General features: G+C 72.0%; 18 protein-coding genes. 10 read left to right on the top strand and 8 right to left on the bottom strand.

Translation table 11 applies throughout. The features are described 5' to 3' along the window. Nucleotides 1-83: 83 nt before the first annotated feature. Entirely contained in the window at nt 84-1,352 is a 1,269-nt protein-coding gene (locus ACWD3C_RS03525) for a VWA domain-containing protein (protein ID WP_451139593.1), read from the top strand. Then, complete coding sequence (locus ACWD3C_RS03520) at nt 1,352-2,206, top strand: hypothetical protein (RefSeq protein WP_451139592.1); 855 nt, start codon at nt 1,352-1,354, stop codon at nt 2,204-2,206. Before ACWD3C_RS03525 ends, ACWD3C_RS03520 begins: the two co-directional genes overlap by 1 nt. A gap of 68 nt (nt 2,207-2,274) precedes the next feature. On the opposite strand, the gene ACWD3C_RS03515 is transcribed toward ACWD3C_RS03520, so the two are convergent. Beyond that, nucleotides 2,275-2,901 carry a winged helix-turn-helix transcriptional regulator gene (locus ACWD3C_RS03515; protein ID WP_451139590.1) on the bottom strand — a complete coding sequence of 209 codons (627 nt, stop codon included), beginning with the start codon at nt 2,899-2,901 and terminating at the stop codon, nt 2,275-2,277. An 89-nt stretch (nt 2,902-2,990) separates the two neighbouring features. Here ACWD3C_RS03515 and ACWD3C_RS03510 point away from each other — a divergent pair, with 89 nt between their 5' ends. The 4 genes from ACWD3C_RS03510 to ACWD3C_RS03495 all read left to right on the top strand — a co-directional run bounded on the left by ACWD3C_RS03510 (nt 2,991) and on the right by ACWD3C_RS03495 (nt 6,540). Beyond that, nucleotides 2,991-4,199 (top strand): pyridoxal phosphate-dependent aminotransferase, encoded by a 1,209-nt coding sequence (locus ACWD3C_RS03510; protein WP_451139588.1) that lies wholly within the window; start codon nt 2,991-2,993, stop codon nt 4,197-4,199. A gap of 137 nt (nt 4,200-4,336) precedes the next feature. Further along, complete coding sequence (locus ACWD3C_RS03505; RefSeq protein ID WP_451139586.1) at nt 4,337-4,930, top strand: histidine phosphatase family protein; 594 nt, start codon at nt 4,337-4,339, stop codon at nt 4,928-4,930. Between the two features lie 427 nt (nt 4,931-5,357). Continuing rightward, a complete protein-coding gene (locus tag ACWD3C_RS03500; protein WP_451139584.1) occupies nt 5,358-5,990 on the top strand; it encodes a hypothetical protein in 633 nt (210 codons plus the stop codon). Between the two features lie 127 nt (nt 5,991-6,117). Next, nucleotides 6,118-6,540: an acyl-CoA thioesterase gene (locus ACWD3C_RS03495; protein WP_451139582.1), complete on the top strand. Its 423-nt coding sequence runs from the start codon at nt 6,118-6,120 to the stop codon at nt 6,538-6,540. Nucleotides 6,541-6,622: 82 nt separating this feature from the next. On the opposite strand, the gene ACWD3C_RS03490 is transcribed toward ACWD3C_RS03495, so the two are convergent. Next, nucleotides 6,623-7,024, bottom strand: coding sequence for a winged helix-turn-helix transcriptional regulator (locus ACWD3C_RS03490; RefSeq protein ID WP_451139580.1), 402 nt, complete (start codon nt 7,022-7,024; stop codon nt 6,623-6,625). 200 nt (nt 7,025-7,224) lie between these two features. Between ACWD3C_RS03490 and ACWD3C_RS03485 the strand changes: the two genes are divergently transcribed. The 3 genes from ACWD3C_RS03485 (at nt 7,225) to ACWD3C_RS03475 (ending at nt 11,578) form a co-directional block, all read left to right on the top strand. Next, on the top strand, nt 7,225-8,664 hold the full coding sequence (locus tag ACWD3C_RS03485; RefSeq protein WP_451139627.1) for an MFS transporter: 1,440 nt from the start codon (nt 7,225-7,227) through the stop codon (nt 8,662-8,664). A gap of 171 nt (nt 8,665-8,835) precedes the next feature. Continuing rightward, nucleotides 8,836-9,330 carry a hypothetical protein gene (locus ACWD3C_RS03480; protein WP_451139578.1) on the top strand — a complete coding sequence of 165 codons (495 nt, stop codon included), beginning with the start codon at nt 8,836-8,838 and terminating at the stop codon, nt 9,328-9,330. Nucleotides 9,331-9,385: 55 nt separating this feature from the next. Then, nucleotides 9,386-11,578, top strand: coding sequence for an alpha-N-acetylglucosaminidase (locus ACWD3C_RS03475; RefSeq protein ID WP_451139576.1), 2,193 nt, complete (start codon nt 9,386-9,388; stop codon nt 11,576-11,578). 407 nt (nt 11,579-11,985) lie between these two features. Here ACWD3C_RS03475 and ACWD3C_RS03470 read toward each other — a convergent pair whose 3' ends face one another. The 6 genes from ACWD3C_RS03470 to ACWD3C_RS03445 all read right to left on the bottom strand — a co-directional run bounded on the left by ACWD3C_RS03470 (nt 11,986) and on the right by ACWD3C_RS03445 (nt 16,014). After that, nucleotides 11,986-13,359: an 8-oxoguanine deaminase gene (locus ACWD3C_RS03470; RefSeq protein WP_451139574.1), complete on the bottom strand. Its 1,374-nt coding sequence runs from the start codon at nt 13,357-13,359 to the stop codon at nt 11,986-11,988. Between the two features lie 40 nt (nt 13,360-13,399). Continuing rightward, nucleotides 13,400-14,293, bottom strand: a complete 894-nt coding sequence (gene pucL / locus ACWD3C_RS03465) for a factor-independent urate hydroxylase (protein WP_451139572.1) — start codon at nt 14,291-14,293, stop codon at nt 13,400-13,402. Between the two features lie 3 nt (nt 14,294-14,296). Then, a complete protein-coding gene (gene uraH, locus ACWD3C_RS03460) occupies nt 14,297-14,692 on the bottom strand; it encodes a hydroxyisourate hydrolase (RefSeq protein ID WP_451139570.1) in 396 nt (131 codons plus the stop codon). Continuing rightward, complete coding sequence (gene uraD, locus ACWD3C_RS03455) at nt 14,689-15,207, bottom strand: 2-oxo-4-hydroxy-4-carboxy-5-ureidoimidazoline decarboxylase (RefSeq protein ID WP_451139568.1); 519 nt, start codon at nt 15,205-15,207, stop codon at nt 14,689-14,691. Before uraD ends, uraH begins: the two co-directional genes overlap by 4 nt. Nucleotides 15,208-15,397: 190 nt before the next feature. After that, nucleotides 15,398-15,766: a helix-turn-helix domain-containing protein gene (locus ACWD3C_RS03450; protein ID WP_451139566.1), complete on the bottom strand. Its 369-nt coding sequence runs from the start codon at nt 15,764-15,766 to the stop codon at nt 15,398-15,400. Next, nucleotides 15,763-16,014, bottom strand: a complete 252-nt coding sequence (locus tag ACWD3C_RS03445) for a hypothetical protein (RefSeq protein WP_451139564.1) — start codon at nt 16,012-16,014, stop codon at nt 15,763-15,765. The genes ACWD3C_RS03450 and ACWD3C_RS03445 overlap by 4 nt, the downstream gene beginning before the upstream one ends. A 243-nt stretch (nt 16,015-16,257) precedes the next feature. Between ACWD3C_RS03445 and ACWD3C_RS03440 the strand changes: the two genes are divergently transcribed. Beyond that, nucleotides 16,258-19,098, top strand: coding sequence for a SpoIIE family protein phosphatase (locus ACWD3C_RS03440; RefSeq protein WP_451139625.1), 2,841 nt, complete (start codon nt 16,258-16,260; stop codon nt 19,096-19,098). The last annotated feature ends 113 nt before the right edge of the window (nt 19,099-19,211 follow it).

The raw sequence follows: 19,211 nt of genomic DNA, 5'->3' as shown, positions 1-19,211 counted from the left end.
CGGACGGCGCCCGGGGGCGTGAGCGGGAGCCGGGGGGACCTGCCGTTTTGGAGTGTGCCCCTCCGGGTCAATAGGATCCGCCGATGATCACAAGAAAACGGCTGGCGGCAGGAGTCTGCGTCCTGCTCGCCGCCCTGACGGCCGGGATCGTCGTCCCGACCGCAGCCGTCGCCGACGAGACATCGGCTCTCGCCCCCAAGGTCGACCTCGTGCTCGACGTCAGCGGCTCGATGCGAGCCCGGGACATCGACGGCCAGTCCCGGATGGCCGCGGCGAAACAGGCGTTCAACGAGGTGCTGGACGCGACGCCGGAGGAGGTCCAGCTCGGCATCCGTACGCTCGGCGCCAACTACCCCGGGGACGACCGGCAGACGGGCTGCAAGGACACCGAACAGCTCTACCCGGTCGGCCCGTTGGACCGGACGGAGGCCAAGACGGCGGTCGCGACGCTCACGCCCACCGGCTGGACCCCGATCGGTCCCGCGCTGCTGAAGGCGGCCGACGACCTGGAGGGCGGCGAGGGCTCCCGCCGCATCGTGCTGATCACCGACGGCGAGGACACCTGCGCCCCGCTGGACCCCTGCGAGGTGGCCCGCGAGATCGCGGCCAAGGGCGTCGGCCTCACCATCGACACCCTCGGACTGGTGCCGAGCACCAAGCTGCGGCAGCAGCTGAGCTGCATCGCCGAGGCGACCGGCGGCACGTACACCTCGATCGAGCACCGGGACGAACTCACCGACCGCGTCAACCAGTTGGTCGACCGGGCCGCCGACCCGGTGGTGGTCCCGCGGGCGGTGGAGGGCGCCGACGCATGCGCGCAGGCCCCGACGCTGGAGTCCGGTCTCTACACCGACCGCGAGGAGTTCGGCCAGCAGCGCTGGTACCGCGTGGACGTCCTCCCCGGCCAGGAGCTGCGCGCCTCCGTGAGCGTCGCGGCGGACCGTGCGGTCAGCCCGGACTACGGGGTGCTGCTGCGCGCGGTCACCCTGCGCGGCCGTGAGATCGTCCGCGGCGAGGCGGCGGGCACCGGCCGGACCGACGTGATCTCGACGGGTCTGCGGTATCCGAAGGCCGAGGCCGACGACGAGGAGGACGAGAACACAGCCGAGACCGTGTGCCTCCAGGTCACCAACTCCTTCTCCCCGGCCAGTGGCGTGAAGACGACCCCCGGCCTGCCTCTCGAAGTGACCGTCGACGTCGTCGACGGCGTAGACCAGGCGAGTGACGTGGCCTCGTTCGGCCTCGGCCGCGGCTGGTGGCTGGTGGGCCTCCTGGTGCTCGTCGGCTTCGTGGCCGGCGTGCTGTGGGGCTGGGTGTCCCGGTGGCGGGTAGCGGTCTGGAGGACCACCTGATGCGGAACCAACTGATGCGGATCAGAAGCGTGTCGCGCACGAAGGCCGCCCTGGCCCCGGCGCTGACGGCGGGGCTCCTGCTGTTCGGCACCGCGGCCGCGCCCGCCGTGGCCGACACCTCGCCCTCGGCGAGCCCGTCGGACGACGACGCCCCCACCGAGGCGGGTACGTCCTTCCGTACGGCGACGGAGATCGAACAGGAGCAGACGGCCACGGCCACCGCCTCCACAGGCGACTACCTGTACTGGTCGTTCCCGGCGGACGCCGGTCAGCGGCCCACCATGAAGGCGACGGTCAGACTGCCCGAGGCGGCCCAGTCCTCGTCCACCTGGCGGATCGACGTGTACGACGGACTGCGGCGCCGCCAGGCCTGCCAGTACGGGGCGCAGACGAGGACCGCCGCCCAGGGCGCGGACTCCGTGGACCTGTCCTGCACGCTGCGCACGGTGCGCGCCTGGTCGGAGCAGTGGGCCAATGACCCGCTGCCGGGTACGTACTACGTCCGGCTGACGGCCACCGGCGTCCGGGCGGCCGACCTGGGTCTGTCGGTCGGGGCCGCGGTGCGGGTCCAGTCGAAGGACATCGGCGGTTCGGCGGCGGTGGACGGCTCGCTGGCCGAGCCACTGGTGCCGGGTATCGCGATGGCCTCCGAGGACTCCGACGAAACGGAGACCTCCACCGCCGTACTGTCCTCGCTCGAACCCGACGACGGCTGGACCTCCGGCTGGTGGTCCGACCGCTGGGTGTGGACCGGCATCGGGGGCGTGCTGGCGGCCCTCGCGGGGATCGGCGGGTACGCGCTGACGCGGGGATCGGGGCGGCCCTCCCGGATGACCCCGCCGCCCGGAGTCTGACGGCGCATCAGGGGCCCGCTTGGACCGAGCCGGTTCAGCGGGCCCCTCGCCGTATGGTGAGGGGCCGTTCACGCCTCCCGCAGCTCCTTGGCGAGCGTGCCCTCCCCGAGCACCTCGACCCGCCCCTCGCGCACCGCGTCGAGCAGGGTCAGCTCCCCCCGGCTCACGGCCACACAGGTCTCCACCCCGAACGACAGCCGGGCGTCCGGCTCTTCAGGCGCGGGACCGTCCCCGTACACCGGCCCCTCCTCGGCGCCGAGCCACAGGTGGAACTCCCCTTCGTCCAGCCGCACTTCGACGAGCCCGACCCCGTCGAGCCCCCGCAGCAACGGCAGGGCGAACCAGTGCGCCCGTACGGCATCGGTGGCCCTGCGCTCGCCCAGCGCGGGCGCGCCCCACTCCCCCAGGGCCTGCAGCACGGGGAGCAGTTCCCGTCCGCGACCGGTGAGTTCGTACACGTAGGCCGCGCCGGGCGGCGGCAGCCGGCGTCGCGTGGTCAGCCCGTCCCTCTCCATGTCCTTGAGCCGCGAGGCGAGCACGTCGGTGCTGACGCCCGGCAGGTCCGCGTGCAGGTCGGTGTAGCGGCGCGGGCCGGCGAGGAGTTCGCGGACGATCAGCAGAGTCCAGCGGTCACCGACGACGTCGAGCGCCCGTGCGGCGGAACAGTACTGGTCGTAACTTCGGCGAGGTGACATGCGACGCAGTCTAGACATGTCATTGGACTTTCCAAGCAGGAACTTGGTAAAACCAAGCAACACCACGAACCGGAGGGGCGGCGCAACGCATGGAGTTCCGGCAGTCGAGCAAGCTCAGCGAGGTCTGTTACGAGATCCGCGGCCCGGTGATAGAGCACGCCAACGCGCTGGAGGAGGCGGGCCACAGTGTGCTGCGCCTCAACACCGGCAACCCCGCCCTCTTCGGCTTCGAGGCGCCCGAGGAGATCCTCCAGGACATGATCCGGATGCTCCCGCAGGCGCACGGCTATACGGACTCGCGCGGCATCCTCTCCGCCCGCCGCGCGGTCGCCCAGCGCTACCAGACCCTCGGCCTGGAGGTCGACGTCGACGACGTGTTCCTCGGCAACGGTGTCTCCGAACTCGTGTCGATGGCCGTACAGACGCTGGTGGAGGATGGCGACGAGATCCTCATCCCGGCGCCGGACTTCCCGCTCTGGACGGCGGTGACGACGCTCGCGGGCGGCAAGGCGGTCCACTACCTGTGCGACGAACAGGCCGACTGGTACCCGGACCTGGACGACATGGCGGCGAAGATCACCGACCGGACGAAGGCCGTCGTGATCATCAACCCCAACAACCCCACCGGGGCGGTGTATACGAAGGAGATCATCGAGGGCATCCTCGACCTCGCCCGCCGCCACGGCCTGATGGTCTTCGCCGACGAGATCTACGACCAGATCCTGTACGACGACGCCGTCCACCACTCGGTCGCCGCCCTCGCCCCCGACCTGGTGGTCCTCACCTTCTGCGGCCTGTCCAAGACGTACAGGGTCGCGGGCTTCCGCTCCGGCTGGCTCGTCGTCACGGGCCCGCGCCAGCACGCCAAGGACTACCTGGAGGGCCTGACCATGCTGGCCTCCATGCGGCTGTGCGCCAACGCCCCGGCCCAGTACGCCATCCAGGCCGCGCTGGGCGGCCGCCAGTCCATCCGCGAGCTCACGGCCCCCGGCGGCCGCCTCCGCGAACAGCGCGACCGCGCCTGGGAGAAGCTCAATGAGATCCCCGGGGTGTCGTGCGTGAAGCCCAAGGGCGCGCTGTACGCCTTCCCGCGCCTCGACCCCAGGGTCCACAAGATCCACGACGACGAGAAGTTCGTCCTCGACCTGTTGCTGAGGGAGAAGATCCAGGTGGTGCAGGGGACCGGGTTCAACTGGCCCACCCCCGACCACTTCCGCATCCTCACCCTCCCGCACACGGACGACCTGGACGCGGCGATCAGCCGGATCGGGCGGTTCCTGAGCGGATACCGCCAGTAGGAGCGCGGGCGGACACCGCCGGCAGGGGCAGGGGGCGGCCGGTGCGGGGAATGCCGACGCCCGTCCTCCTGTTGGCGATCATGGGTCGATCGTCGATCCTCGATCACCGACCCGAGGGCGAAAGGAAGAGTGCGGCCATGGGTGACCTCCTCCTCGTACGGCACGGAGAGACCGAGTGGTCGTCGTCCGGGCAGCACACCAGCTGGACGGACCTCCCGCTCACCGACAAGGGCCGCGGGCAGGCGCGTCAGGTCGCGCCGCTCATCGTCTCGCACCGGATCGGGGCCGCGTTCGTGAGCCCGATGAAGCGGGCGCGGGAGACCGCCGAGCTCATCGGCCTCGACGAGTTGCGGATCGACCCCGACCTGCGCGAATGGGACTACGGCGGCTACGAGGGGATCACGACCGCCGAGATCCACCGGAGCCGGCCCGACTGGTTCCTGTTCACGGACGGGGTCACGCCCGGGCCGCCCGAGCACCCCGGGGAGAGCCCGGAGGAGGTCGGGGCGCGGGCCGACCGGATGCTGGCAAAGGTGCACGCGGCGCCGGCCGACGCCGAGGGCTGTGTCGTACTGGTGGCCCACGGGCACTTCCTGCGGGTGCTGACCGCACGGTGGCTCGGGCTGCCGCCGTCGGGCGGGGCGCTCTTCCAGCTGGGGACGGGGACGGTCGGCCGGCTCAGTACGGAGCACGGGCGTCCGGTGATCGCGAGCTGGAACGTCCGGCCCTGACGGCAGGAGTCCGCGGACAGGGTCCGACGGCAAGGCCTGAGGGCACGATCCTGAGGGCATGAGCGTGCGAGCCAAGCGGGTCCGGGGAAGTGCCGGTGCGCTCCCGCACCCGCCGCGGTAGCGGCTCGGGGTGCCGCCGGTGCGTGCTCTCGGCGTACCGGACGAAGATCCTCGATGGGGTCCCGCCCGAGCGGTGCGAAGCCCGTTCGGGGGCAGGACGCGTGCCGGGCGGCTCGGGAGCGTGCCTGGACCTTCCCGGACCCGCTCAGGCCTCGGCGCAGGTCCCGATCGCTGAGCCCGACGTCAGAGCCGGTTGTCAGACCCTCCTCGTAGTCTTCGAGTGGGCTGATCGACGCCGGTCCCCGCCCGGCCGGTGCTCGTCGGCGCATGCCCGCCGGGCGACCGCTCCAGGGGAAGGGAGAGTGCCGTGACACGACCGCCGACCGCCGCGCAGCGACGGGTCATCGATGCCGCCGACCCCGTTACCGGCCGCCTGCGGGGCACGGAGGCTCAGCTCGCGGCGCTGGTGAAGCGCGGGCTCGCCTTCCGGCATCCGCGCCCGCCGCACGACCACTTCCTGACCCCGGCCGGGCATCGCATACGGGAGGCTTCCCCGGAGCCCGAGGCCGCCCCGCCACCCAGGCCCGCCCCTGCCGCCACCGGAGTGTTCACCGCACGGGTCGGCGGCGAGGAGGTCACCGAGGCCGGGCCCGCGCGCATACGTGAGGTGCACAGCGCCTGGCAGGGGCTCCTGGAGCTCCGCCGGATGACCAACCCGAACGGCGCCACGGACCGCCCGTGCGGCTGGGAGCGCACGCATCTGGTGCAGGCCGCCGCCCTCGCCCTGGAGGCGGCCGGGCACCGGCCCGCGGGCGCCGAGGGCGGTGGCTACCGGGTGCGGGCGACCCCGCAGCCGGAGGCCGTCGCCGTGCACGAACCGGACACCGAGGCCCTGCGGGCCTGCGCGGCCACGCTGGAGAAGGCGGGCTGGCAGGTCAGCGAGCACGGGGAACCGCGGACGGGGGACCGGTATCTGCTGGCCTCGCCGCGGCGGGTGTGAGGATCCGAAGGAGGGGCGGTCGAGCACCGGCCCGAAAGGGCTTACCGTACGAGGGGTTGACACGGGCCACGATCTCGTCCAGCGGATCGCACGGCCCTGACCGCCGAAGGCCGAAGAAGGGAACTTCGTGACCGAGCCGTACTCCGTCAAAGTGACCGTCCGCGGATACGAGACCGACGTCCTGGGGCACCTCAACCAGAGCGTCTATCTGCAGTACGCGGAGCACGCCCGCTGGTCGCTGCTGCAGCACACCGGCGTCAGTCCGGACGTGCTGCTGGCCAAGGGCGTGGGCCCGGTGGTGCTGGAGCAGACCATCCGGTACCGGCGGGAGCTGCGCGCGGGCGACGAGACCGAGGTGACGTGCTCCTTCGCGTGGGGCGAGGGCAAGACGTTCCGGATGGAGCAGTCGATACGCAAGTCCGACGGCACGGTGGCCGCCGAGATCACGGTGGTCGGCGGGCTCATGGACCTCAAGGCGCGCAAGCTGGTCGCGGACCCCCGCGAGTACTTCCGCGCACTCGCCTCGGATCCGGCGCTGTTCGGCCTCTGACAACCGCGGCGGCGCTCGGCGGGTACGCGGGCGGCCCCATATCTCGGCCCCGTCCAGGAGCCGTTACGCCGCCCGGGAGCCGTCAGGCGTCCACCAGCTCGGGCCGGTGTACGGCGTCGTACGCGGCGCGCGACTCGGCGATCGTCACACGGTGCCGTTCCGCCCAGCCCGTGAGCTTCAGCAGGGTCTCGTGCAACTCCTGGGCCACAGGCGTGAGTTCGTACTCGACCTTCGGCGGCACCGTCGGGTGCACGGTGCGTGTGACGAGTCCGTCGCGCTCCAGGTTGCGCAGGGTCAGCGTGAGCATGCGGCGACTGATGCCCTCGATGCTGCGCTCCAACTCGGTGAAGCGGATGGGGCCGTGGGCGGCGGCCACGATGATCAGCACGCTCCACTTGCCCGCGACCCTGTCAAGAACTTCACGGACCGGGCACGCCTGCGCGTTCACGACCTGCGAGGTAACACCGGTGTTTCCCTGGGACATTGAAGTGCCTCCTTATGCCGACCTCCATGGTCACCCACGATGTACCCCGTTACAAGTCGTGCACCTATGGAGATTGTGGAGGCCGTGGAGCCATGTCCGTGCCGGTCCGGGTCAAGTCCCGTTCGTTGTCATCCGCGTTGTCGTCCCGCCGAACGTACTCCCGCTGGGCGGCCCTCGTCGTCCTGTGCGCCGGTACGTTGATGACGATCCTGGACGGCAACATCGTCACCGTGGCCATGCCCGCGATCCAGAACGACCTCGGCTTCTCGGCGCCGGGCCTGGCGTGGGTGGTGAACGCGTACCTGATCCCCTTCGGCGGGCTGCTCCTGCTGGCCGGGCGCCTCGGTGACCTGGTGGGGCGGAAGCGGATGTTCACCGCCGGGCTGGCGGTGTTCACCGTGGCATCGGTGCTCTGCGGTGTCGCCACCGGCCAGGGGACGCTGATCGCGGCCCGGGCCCTGCAGGGGGTGGGCGGGGCGATGACCTCGGCCGTGGTGCTCGGCATGCTGGTCGCCCTCTTCCCCGAGCCGCGTGAACAGGCCCGCGCCATCGCGGTGTTCAGCGCGGTGGGCGCGGCGGGCGGGGCCCTCGGCACATTCCTCGGCGGGGCGCTGACCGAAGCCCTGAACTGGCACTGGATCTTCCTGATCAACCTGCCGATCGGACTGGTGGCCTGGCTGGCCGCGCTGAAGATCCTCACCCCGGACCAGGGCGCCGGGCTCGGCAAGGGTGCCGACTACCCGGGCGCCGCCCTGGTGACCGGCGCGCTGATGCTCACCGTGTACGCCATCGTCGGCGCCGGCGAGCGCGGGATCGGCGGAACGCTCGCCCTGGCCGTCGTGGCGCTCGCGCTCTTCGTGGCGTTCACCCTGCGCCAGGCCCGCACCGCGCGCCCCCTGCTGCGCCTCCGCCTCTTCCACTCCCGGACGCTGACCGGCGCGAACGGCGTCCAGATCCTGATGGTCGCGGGCATGTTCGGCTTCCAGTACATCGGGGCGCTCTACCTCCAACGTGTCCTGGGGTACGGCGAGTTGCTCACGGGCACGGCGTTCCTGCCCGCCCCGATCGCCATCGGTGTGCTGATGCTGGGCCTGTCCGCCCGGACCATCGCCCGCTTCGGCCCGTACCGGGTGCTGCTCGCCGGGCTCGTGCTCATCACGGTCGGCATGGCGCTGCTGAGCCGCCTGCCGGTCGAGGGTTCGTACGTCGGGGACGTCCTGCCCCCGATGCTTCTCCTCGCCGCCGGTTTCGCCGCCGCGATGCCCGCCGTGACGGGGCTGGCCATGTCGGGGGCACGGGAAGAGGACGCGGGGCTGGCGTCCGGCCTGTTCAACACCACCCAGGTGGTCGGCGGTTCGCTGGGCCTCGCCGTCCTGACCACCCTGGCGGCGAGCCGCACGGACGGCCTGCTCGACTCGGGCTCCGCCCTCGTCCCCGCCACCGCCGACGGCTACCGGCTCGCGTTCACCGTCGCCACGGGGATCGCGGCGGCGGGCCTGGGGCTGGCGGCGACGGTGCTCCGGCCGGGGCGCCGCGGAGCCTCCGCCGCAGCCCCCGCGCCGGAGCAGGCCTCGGAGAAAGCCCCGGAACAGGCTCCGGAGAAGGACCCCGCACACGCGGCGCCGAGCGCCTCCGTGTGATCCCGGTGATCCCGCGCCCACCGCGCGCGGGTCCGCACCGCACGCCCCGGGCACCCGGCACGCCCCGGGCACCCGGCACACGTCGGGCCCGGGGCCGCCGTGCAACCTCGATCGTGGCTGGTGCGTCATCCATACGGCGGCTCACGGGCCGACGGGGCGAGGGCCGGTGTGATGTCCGGCGAAAAGGAACACGGTTTCGCCGAAGGCCTGCGCAGGTTCTTCCGGCTTCCGCGAGACACACCGCGAAGCCCCGCGCCGACGGGACCCTTGCTGCCGTTCTGGCCGGCCTTCCTGATCGTGGGGGCCGGGGGTCCGGCGCTCGGCTGGGAAGCGGGTCCGCTGATGATGCTGGTCGCCGCGCAGATCGGCGTGCTCGACGGCGTGATCGAAGGCGTCCGACACCGCTGGCCGGCCGCCGTGCTCGGTCTCGCGGCCGGGTGGGCCACGATCCGGCTCACTCCTGACGGGCTGACCGGCTCCGAGGACTCCCTCCGGAGCGAGTTCGCCACCTACACCGTAGGAAGTCTGGTGGCTCTCGCGGTCTTCGCGACGGTCACCCGCCTGCCGGGGCACCGATACCCCGCCGAGAGCAGCGACCAGGCAGTACGCACCCTCACGTTCATGGCGGGTTCTCCCCCTCGTGGCTCCGAGTCCGTGCGGAGGTGACGTTTCGGCGGGTATTTCTCCCCACGGCGTTCCCCCACCCGCAGACGGAGACACCATGCCGCTCGCCCGCCGCGTCCTCCTGACCGCCCTCGCCGCCGGTTCGGCCGGAGCCGCCGTCGCCTGCACATCGGCGGGGGCGACCCCGGCGGACGCCGCGCCCGGCGGGAAGTCCGCAGCGACGGCGGCGGCCCGGCGGCTGCTCCCGCGCCACTGGCGGCAGATCACGTTCCGCACGGACGGCGGGCGCGACACGTTCCGGGTCTCGGGCCGCCCCGGCCGCGTCACCGTCACCGGCGGCACGCCGGCCACCCAACTCACCGGCCTCAACTGGTACTTGAGGCACATCGCGCACGCCGACATCAACTGGGCCGGCGAGCAGACCGCCCTCCCCCGCGACCTCCCGGGCCTCGGCGGCACCGTCACCCGCCGCGCCAACGTCCCGCACCGCTTCGCCCTCAACGACACCAACGACGGCTACACGGGCGCGTACCTGGACTGGACGTACTGGGAGCGCGAGCTCGACGTCCTGGCGCTGCACGGCTACAACGAGATCCTCGTCTACACCGGCGCCGACGCGCTCTACCACCGCGTCTTCCAGGAGTTCGGGTACGGCGACGAGGAGCTCAGGGCGTGGATTCCGGGGCCCGCGCACCAGCCGTGGTGGCTGCTGCAGAACCTGTCGGCCTTCCCCCACCCCGTCTCCCGTCAGCTCCTCGACGCGCGCGCCGCCCTCGGCCGCCGTATCACCGACCGCGTGCGCGAGCTGGGCATGACCCCTGTCCTGCCCGGCTACTTCGGGACGGTCCCGCCCGGTTTCGCCGAGCGCCGTCCGGGCGCCCGTACGATCCCGCAGGGCACATGGATGGGCTTCCCGCGCCCCGACTGGCTGGACCCGCGCACGGACCACTTCGCGCAGGTCGCCGCCGCTTTCTACCGCGTGCAGGACGAGATGTTCGGCGGCGCGTCGACCCGCTACAAGATGGACCTCCTGCACGAGGGCGGCGACCCCGGTGACGTACCGGTCGGTGACGCGGCGAAGGGCGTCGAGAGAGCGTTGCGGGAGGCGCACCCCGGTGCCGTCTGGGTGATCCTCGGCTGGCAGCGCAATCCGCCGCGGGCGATCGTCGACGCCGTCGACCAGCGGCACATGCTCGTCGTCGACGGCCTGTCCGACCGTTTCCCGACGGTGACCGACCGCGAGGCCGACTGGGGTGACACCCCGTACGCCTTCGGCTCCATCTGGAACTTCGGCGGCCACACCGCGCTCGGCGCCAACACCCCCGACTGGGCCGAGCTGTACGAGAAGTGGCGCACCAAGCCGGGCAGCACCCTGCGCGGCATCGCCCTCATGCCGGAGGCCGCGGACAACAATCCGGCCGCCTTCGCACTGTTCTCCGAACTTGCCTGGCGGGAAGGCGAGTTGGACCTGAAGCAGTGGTTCACCGAGTGGGCGCACGCCCGGTACGGTGCCCGCGACCCGCATGCCGAGGCCGCCTGGGACATCCTGCGCCGCACCGCGTACGGCACCACCCGCGCCGACCGGTGGAGCGAGGGCGCGGACGGTCTGTTCGGGGCACGCCCCGCCCTGGACGCCGTACGAGCGGGTCGCTGGTCTCCGCCGCAACTCCGGTACGACGCCGCCGCCTTCGAGCCGGCGCTCGGCGAACTGCTCCGGGTCCGGCGGGAGTTGCGCACCTCCTCCGCCTACCGCCGCGACCTCCTCGACGTGGCCCGCCAGACGCTCTCCAACCGGAGCCGCGTCCTGCTCCCCCGGATCAAGGAGGCGTACGACGACGGGGATGCCGCCCGCTTCGACGAGCTGACCGGGACCTGGCTGTCCCTGATGGACCTCCTGGACCGGCTCCTGGCCACCGACTCCCGCCATCTGCTGGGCCGTTGGGTCGCCGATGCCCGGGCGTGGGGCGCGACCGAGGCCGAGCGGGAGCGGCTCGCGTACGACAGCCTCTCCCTGCTCACCGTGTGGGGCACCCGCGAGGGCGCGGACGCCGGGCTGCGGGACTACGCCAACCGCGAGTGGGCGGGGCTGGTGGGCGGGCTGTACCGGCTGCGCTGGTCGGCGTACTTCACGGAGCTGCGGGCCGCGATGCGGGAGGGACGGCAGCCGGAGGAGATCGACTGGTTCGCCGTGGAGGACCACTGGATCCGTGATCCGGGCAGGCTCGCGACCCGGCCGGCCGGGGACACGTACACCGTCGCGGTCCAGGTGAGAGACCGGCTCCTCGCGTAAGAGCACGTGAGCAGACCGTTCCGGGACGCGCATCAGAGTGCGCGCCCCGGACCCGGCCGCCGTGGGCGCCGCTCGGGTCCACGGACACCGGCCGGGAGCCGTCCCTCCCGGCCGGAGTTCTCGGGCCGCTCAGAGCCTGTGTCATCTCCCCGGCCGGATCAGCGCACGTCTTCATGGGGGTCCCCCCGCTCGAGCGCAGCCGAGAGTGGGGGAGCGTGCGATCGCAAGGCGCCGGAAGGTCCTCGATGGGGGTGCCCCCGCGCGAGCCGAGCGAAGCCGGTTCGAGCGTGGGGGAGGAGCCACCAGGACCTTTCGGCAACGCGGCTGGGGGTCCCCCCACGCCCTTAAGGCAGTGGGGGAGTGCGTGCCAGACGGCGGGCGCCCGGCCGGGGACATGACACAGGCTCTCAGCCCCGCGCGGCGATCTCCGCCAGCCGCCGGGCCTCCTCGCGGGTGGAGCGGGCGACGGCGTCCTCGTCCACGTGCAGGAGGCAGCCGTTCTCGACGACGGGCCGGCCGCCCACGAGCGAGAGGGTGACCGGGGCGGCGGCGCCGAAGACCAGGGCGGTCACCGGGTCGGCGATGGACGCGTGGGCCAGGGTGTCCATCCTCCACAGGACCAGGTCGGCCAGCTTGCCCGGCTCCAGGGAACCGATCTGCGTGGCGCGGCCCAGGACCCGGGCGCCGCCGTAGGTGCCCAGGCGCAGCGCCTGGCGGGCGTTCAGGGCGGCCTCGCGGTGTGCCCCGAGCCGGTTGATCAGCAGCGCGTTGCGCAACTCGGTGTGGAGTTCGCCCGACTCGTTCGACGCCGTGCCGTCGACGCCGAGGCCGACCGGGACGCCGGCCGCGAGCATGTCGGGGACGCGGGCGATGCCGGCCGCGAGGCGGGCGTTGGAGGACGGGCAGTGGGCGACCCCCGTCTTCGTACGGGCGAAGGCGTCGATGTCGGAGTCGTTCATGTGGACGCAGTGCGCCATCCACACGTCCTCGCCGAGCCAGCCCGTCGACTCGAAGTAGTCGGTCGGGCCCATGCCGAACAGCTCGTGGCAGAACTTCTCCTCCTCGACCGTCTCCGAGCCGTGGGTGTGCAGCCGTACACCGAGGCGGCGGGCCAGTTCGGCGCCCTCCCGGAGCAGTTCGGTGGAGACGGAGAAGGGCGAGCAGGGGGCGACGGCGACCTGGGTCATCGCGTCGAAGGAGGTGTCGTGGTGCCGCTTGACGGTCTCCTCGGTCGCGGCGAGCGCGCCTTCGAGGGTCTCGACGGCGAAGTCCGGCGGCAGACCGCCGTCCTTCTCGCTGCGGTCCATCGAACCGCGGGCGAGGGTGAAGCGGACGCCCGTCTCGCGGGCGGCCCGGATGATGGAGCCCGACAGGTCGCCGGAGCCGTGCGGGAAGACGTAGTGGTGGTCCATCGCGGTGGTGACACCGCCGCGGGCCAGCATCGCGAGGGACCCCTGCGCGGCCGCGTACGTCATCCGCTCGTCGATGCGCGCCCAGGTCGGGTAGAGCGCGACGAGCCAGTTGAAGAGGTTGTGGTCGGTGGCGAGGCCCCGGGTGATCCACTGGTAGAAGTGGTGGTGGGTGTTGACCAGGCCGGGGGTCACGAGGTGGCCGGTGGCGTCGATGCGGCGGACCACGTTCTCCAGGCCCTCGGGGGCCCTGCCCGCGCCGAGCGACTCGATCCGGTTGTCCGCCACGATCACGTGTCCCGAGGCGTACTCGGTGTCGTCCGCGTCCACGGTCGCGATCGCGCAGTTCTCGATGACGATGCGCTGAGTCATCGTTCGTCCCCTACTTTCCGTGTACTCATCCGGGTCCGCGTCACAGGTTGGTGAGGTCCACCGGGATCTTCGCCTCGCAGCCTTCCCGCAGGACGGTGGCCTCGATCAGGCCGTACGGCCGGTCGGCGGCGAGATACACCTCGTTGTTGTTCTTCAGCTCGAACGGCCCCAGGTCCACGAGGAAGTGATGCTTGTTCGGGAGCGAGAAGCGGACCTCGTCGATCTCACCGCGGTTGTCGATGATCCGCGCGCCCATCTGGTAGAGCGTCTGCTGCAACGACAGCGAGTACGTCTCGGCGAAGGCCTGGAGCAGGTGCTTCTTCGTCTGTTCGTAGGACTCCTCCCAGTCGGGCGTCTCCCGCTGGTCGTCGGACCAGTTGAAGCGCCAGCGGGCGGAGACCTCGGTGGCCAGGACGCGGTCGTACGCCTCGGGAAGGGTCGTGTACTTGTCCTTGACGTAGCCCCCGAACTCCGAGTCGGTGGAGTTCATGACGGTGAGGTCCTTGAGGCCGGAGACCACCTCCCACGAGGAACCGTCGTAGGTGATCTGCGCGAGCCGGGTCTCCTGGCCCTTGCGGGCAAAGGAGTGCGCGCCCTCCTTGGTGTGCTCGATCCGCTCCCAGGCGTACTCCTCGACGCTGATGCGGGCCCGGTGGATCGCGGGCTGCGAGGTGACGAAGTGGCGGGCGAGGTGGATGCCGAACTGCTCGGCGGACTCGATGCCGTGCTCCTTGGCGAAGGCGTACACGGTGTTCTTGGTGGTGTCCGTCGGCAGGACGTTCGCGTTCGAGCCGGAGTAGTGGACCTCCTCCATGTCGCCGCTCAGCGACACGGAGACGTTGAGGTCCTTGATGTGGTGGGTGGCGCCGTCCCGCGTGACGCGTACGACTCGGTTCTCGGCCTTGCCGTACTGGTTCTGTCCCAGGATGGGCATGTGCTAGCTCCCTCGGTATACGGAGTAGCCGAACGGGTTGAGCAGCAGCGGTACGTGGTAATGCTCGCCCGGCACGACGGCGAACGTGATCGCCACCTCCGGGAAGAACACCCCAGGGCCGCTGTCCCGATTCGCGGGGGCGTCCTGCTGTGCATCGGCTTGCTTCTTCTCGAAGTACGCCTCGACCGCGAAGTCGAGCCGTACGTGGGTCGTCCCTTCCGGCAGGGCCGGGAGGCCCTTGCACCGGCCGTCGGCGTCGGTCGCGGAGCCGCCGAGCGCCTGCCAGTCCGCGTCGCGGCCACTGCGGGCGGCGAGGTGGACGGCGACGCCCTGGGCAGGGCGGCCGATGCTGGTGTCCAGGATGTGCGTGGACACCGAGGCCGTGGTGCTGGTGCTCATACTGGTGCGTCCTCTTCGACGAGTCGGGTCAGCCGGATGCGGTTGATCTTGCCCAGTTCGATGCGGACGATCTCCCGCTCCCGCTCCGGCGCGTTACCGATCCGTTCCCTGACCGCGTCGCGCATCTGCGCGCCGGTGCGGCCGGTGGCGCAGATCAGGAAGACGTGACCGAACCTCTCCTGGTACGCCAGGTTCAGTTCGAGCATCTCCGCCCTGAGTTCCTCGGAGGCGCCGGCCATACCGCGCTGCTCGCGGGCCGAGGCCGGGTCCCCGGGCTTCGGGCGGCCGATCGGCGGGTGCCCGGCCATCGCCTCCGCCAGGTCCGCGGCGGTCAGCTCCGCCATGGCGGCGTCACTCGCGGCGAGGAGGTCGTCGATGGTGGCGTACGGCCGCTCCGCGAGCAGCCTGCGTCCCCATTCCGCCGAGGCGCACGCCTCATGGAGCGCCGCGGCGGCCGCCCGCTCCTCCAGGACGTTGAACCGGGCGAGGCCGCCAGGGGTCGTACTCGAAGTCACGGGAGCCTCCGTGGCCGTGTCGGCCGTAGTGGCCTTGTTGCTGGACGGACTTCGGACAGCTAACGCCTTCCGACGACGACCCGTCAACAGTTTGTTGAAAATTCCGGGTGACACGGCAGGCCGGAGAACAACGAAGGCCGCCTCCCGAGGGTCGGGCGGCGGCCGGGCGATCGTAAGGGAACGGCCCTGGTCAGGACCCCTTCTCACGGTTCAGATAGTTGTAGACCGTGAAGCGGCTCACCCCGAGCGCACTCGCGACGGTCTCCACGCCATGGCGCACGGAGAAGGCGCCGCGCGCTTCGAGTACCCGTACGACCTCCTGCTTGGCCCTGCGGTCGAGGTCGGCCAGCGGTTTGCCCTTCTTGCGCTCCATGGCGACCAGGATGCGGTCCAGCGAGTCGGCGAGCTGTGGCAGGCGTACGGCGACGACGTCGGCGCCCTCCCAGGAGAGCACCACATCGTCGGGGCCGGCCTCGTCCGGCGGGAGTATGACCGCGCCCATGGCGTCGACCAGGGGCTTGACGGCCGCGACGAAGGGCTCATCCCCCGCGCCGGTCACCGGTCCGCCTCCCCGATCACGTTGACCTGGAGCGAGATCCGGGTGGCACCCGCCTCCAGAGCCTTGCGCAGCAGGGCGTCGACCGCGGTGAGCACCGCGTCGGAGCGCCCCTCGGCGGTGTTGCCGAACGGGCCGACGTCCACGGCGTCCAGATCGGCGGCCTCGACGACCTCACGGGCGACCAGCGCGTGCGGGGGCGCCTCGTCGAGGTCGAAGGGTTCGGTGGTGAACTCCACCCGCAATCGCATTATGCCCCCAACAACGGCCTGACCTGCACCCTTACCCGGCGACGGAGCCGGTTCCTCCGCCCGGCAGCGACTCTAACGGACGGAGGGCCGCTCCCGCTTCGCGCCGGGAGCCGTCACCCGGACGGCCACATGGGGTCGATATTGTGATTTACACCACAATGGGTCTAGGGTTGAAGCGCTTGGAGGTCTCCCCGGGGGTGAGCCGAGCGGCGGAACGCAACGGGGCCCCTCCAAGTGAGGGAAGTGATCCGGTTGTCCGTCGCGTGGGACGACATCGGCGGGCTTGTCGATGCCCATGAGCGTTTTCTCTCCGGTGCGCGGGTCGACTCGGACGTCCGGGACTCGGTGCTCGAGTCCTGGAGGCGTTGCCGGTCCGCGGGCGTCGAGCCGCACCGGTTGCTGGTCCCCTATGAGCCGGACCCCGCCATCGGGGACCCGCTCCTCCGCGCGGCCGAACCGGTGCTGGAGCAGCTGACCACGTCGCTCGCGAACGTGAGCATGAGCGTCGTGCTCTGCGACGGACGGGCCCGCATGGTCCAGCGGCACGGCGGCGACCGGCAGCTGCGCGCACACCTCGACGAGGTGAACTTCGCCCCCGGCTTCTGCGCCTCCGAAGCGGTCGCGGGCACCAATGGCGTGGGCACCGCACTGGCAGGACGCCGGCCCGTCTACGTCGCCGGCCGTGAGCACTTCGCCGACTGCCTGTCTCCGTTCACCTGCGCCGGAGCCCCCGTCAGAAACCCGCTCAGCGGGCGCATCGAGGCGGTCCTCGACCTGACGTGCCTGCGCGACGACGGCGACCCCGCCATGCTGCGGCTGGTGCGCGAGGCCGCCGGCGACATCGAGGCCCGGCTGCTGGAGCAGGCCGCGCAACGGGAGAGGGCGCTGCTCACCGCGTACCGGCGGGCCTTCCACGGCGCGTGGCCGCGACAGCCCGAGCACGCACCCCGGGGACTCGGGGCCGCCCACAACGGCGACACCCTCGGCCGGATCGATCTGGCGTTGCTGCGGGAGAAGGCCGAGGAACTCATCGCCTCACCGCGGCGCACCTTCGACGAAGTGGCCCTCTCCGGCGGCCGCACGGCGATCCTGCTGCGTCGCCCGGTCATGGGGGCGGCGGGCGAGACCGGCGTGGTCATCGAGGCCCGTGTCCTCGGCGGACCGCATCTGCGCCATACCGAACTCACGGCACCGGCCGCGCACGGCGAGACTCCGGCGACCACGGCGGTACGGCCCGCCGTGGCCCTGCGCGCTGTCGCACCGCCGCACTCCCCCACGACCACGGCAATCGTGCCCACCACGAACACGGCCGACGGGAACGGCACCGACTCCGGAGCCGCCCACGGCTGGCTGCTGCTCGTCGGCGAGCCCGGCGTCGGCCGACTGGCCGTACTGGCCCGCAGGCGCCTGGAGTTGCTGCACGACGCCGGTGTCCGCGTCGGGACCACCCTGGACGTCACCCGTACCGCCGAGGAACTGGCGGAGGTGACCGTGCCCCGGTTCGCCGACTTCGCAGCCGTGGACCTGCCCGACTGCGTGCTGCGCGGCGACGAGCCGGGGCCGCTCGGCGCGGGCGCCCCGCTGCGCCGGGTCGCCCTGGGCGCGGTGCACGAGAAGTCCTCGCTGTACGAGGTCGGCGACCCGGTCCGGTTCGTCCCGTCCACGCCGCAGGCCCGCAGCCTGGAGAGCGGGCAGTCGGTGCTCGAACCCGTACTGGCCGAGGCCGGCGGCTGGAGCGCCCAGGATCCGGCGCGGGTCGGGCAGGTGCTGGCGGCGGGCATCCACTCCCTGATCACGGTGCCGCTGCGAGCCCGGGGAGTGACCCTCGGTGTGGTGAGCTTCTACCGGTCCGAGCGGCCCGCCCCGTTCGAGGACGACGATCTGTCCCTGGCTCAGGAGCTGGTCGGCCGCGCGGCGATCTGCGTCGACAACGCCCGCCGCTACACCCGCGAGCACAACACCGCCCTCGCCCTGCAACGCAGCCTGCTGCCCCGCGGACGGCCCGAGCAGAGCGCCGTCGAGCTCGCCTACCGCTATCTGCCCGCGCAGGCCGAGGTGGGCGGCGACTGGTTCGACGTCATCCCGCTGTCCGGCGGCCGGGTGGCACTGGTGGTCGGCGACGTGGTCGGCCACGGTCTGCACGCCGCCGCCACCATGGGCCGGCTGCGCACCGCCGTACACAACTTCTGCTCCCTGGACCTGCCGCCGGACGAGCTTCTCACCCACCTCGACGACCTGGTCGGACGGCTCGACCGGGGCGAGGGCTGGGCGGCGGAGGCGGAGAACGACCCGGACTCCGCGATCGTCGGAGCCACCTGTCTGTACGCCGTCTACGATCCGGTGTCCCGGCGCTGCGCCCTCACCCGCGCCGGGCACCCCTCCCCCGCGGTCGTCGGACCCGACGGGAGCGTGCGCTTCGTCGATCTGCCGTCGGGGCCGCCGCTCGGGCTCGGCGGAATGCCCTTCGAGACGGTCGAGCTGGAACTGGCCGAGGGCAGCCAACTGGTGCTCTACACCAACGGACTGATCGAGGACCGGCACCGGGACATCGACCACGGCCTGGACAAGCTCCGTACCGTCCTGGCCCGCGCCGACCGGGCGCCGGAAGACACCTGCGAGGCCGTCCTCGACGCGCTGCTCCCGGCCCAGCCGAGCGACGACGTCGCTCTGCTCGTCGCCCGTACGCACGCCCTGGGGCCCGACCAGGTCGCCCAGTGGGACGTGCCCAGCGACCCGGCGGCCGTCTCCCGCTCCCGCGCCGCGGTCACCGACCAACTCGCCACCTGGGACCTCGACGAACTGGCCTTCACCACCGAACTCGTCGCCAGTGAACTGGTCACCAACGCCATCCGCCACGCGACCGGCCCGGTCCAGCTGCGGCTGGTCCGCGACCGCGCCCTCATCTGCGAGGTCGCCGATGGCAGCAGCACCTCTCCCCGGCTGCGCCGCGCCAGGAACGAGGACGAGGGCGGACGCGGCCTCTTCCTCGTCGCCCAGCTCACCGAGCGCTGGGGTACCCGCTACACCTCCAACGGCAAGATCATCTGGACCGAACAGCCACTGCCGACGGGCCCGGCGGTCTGACACGCGGCTGCGGTCCGTCCGGCCCATCCGGACGGACCGGACGGACCGGCCGACGCGAGCGACCGGGCGACGCCCCGGGGGCGGTTACGGCGCCACCTGACTGCCGCCGAGGG

This window comes from Streptomyces sp. NPDC002845 (genome assembly GCF_053591955.1).
The sequence above is the reverse complement of the archived record's forward strand: the minus strand, read 5'-3'. Positions and strand labels throughout refer to the sequence as shown.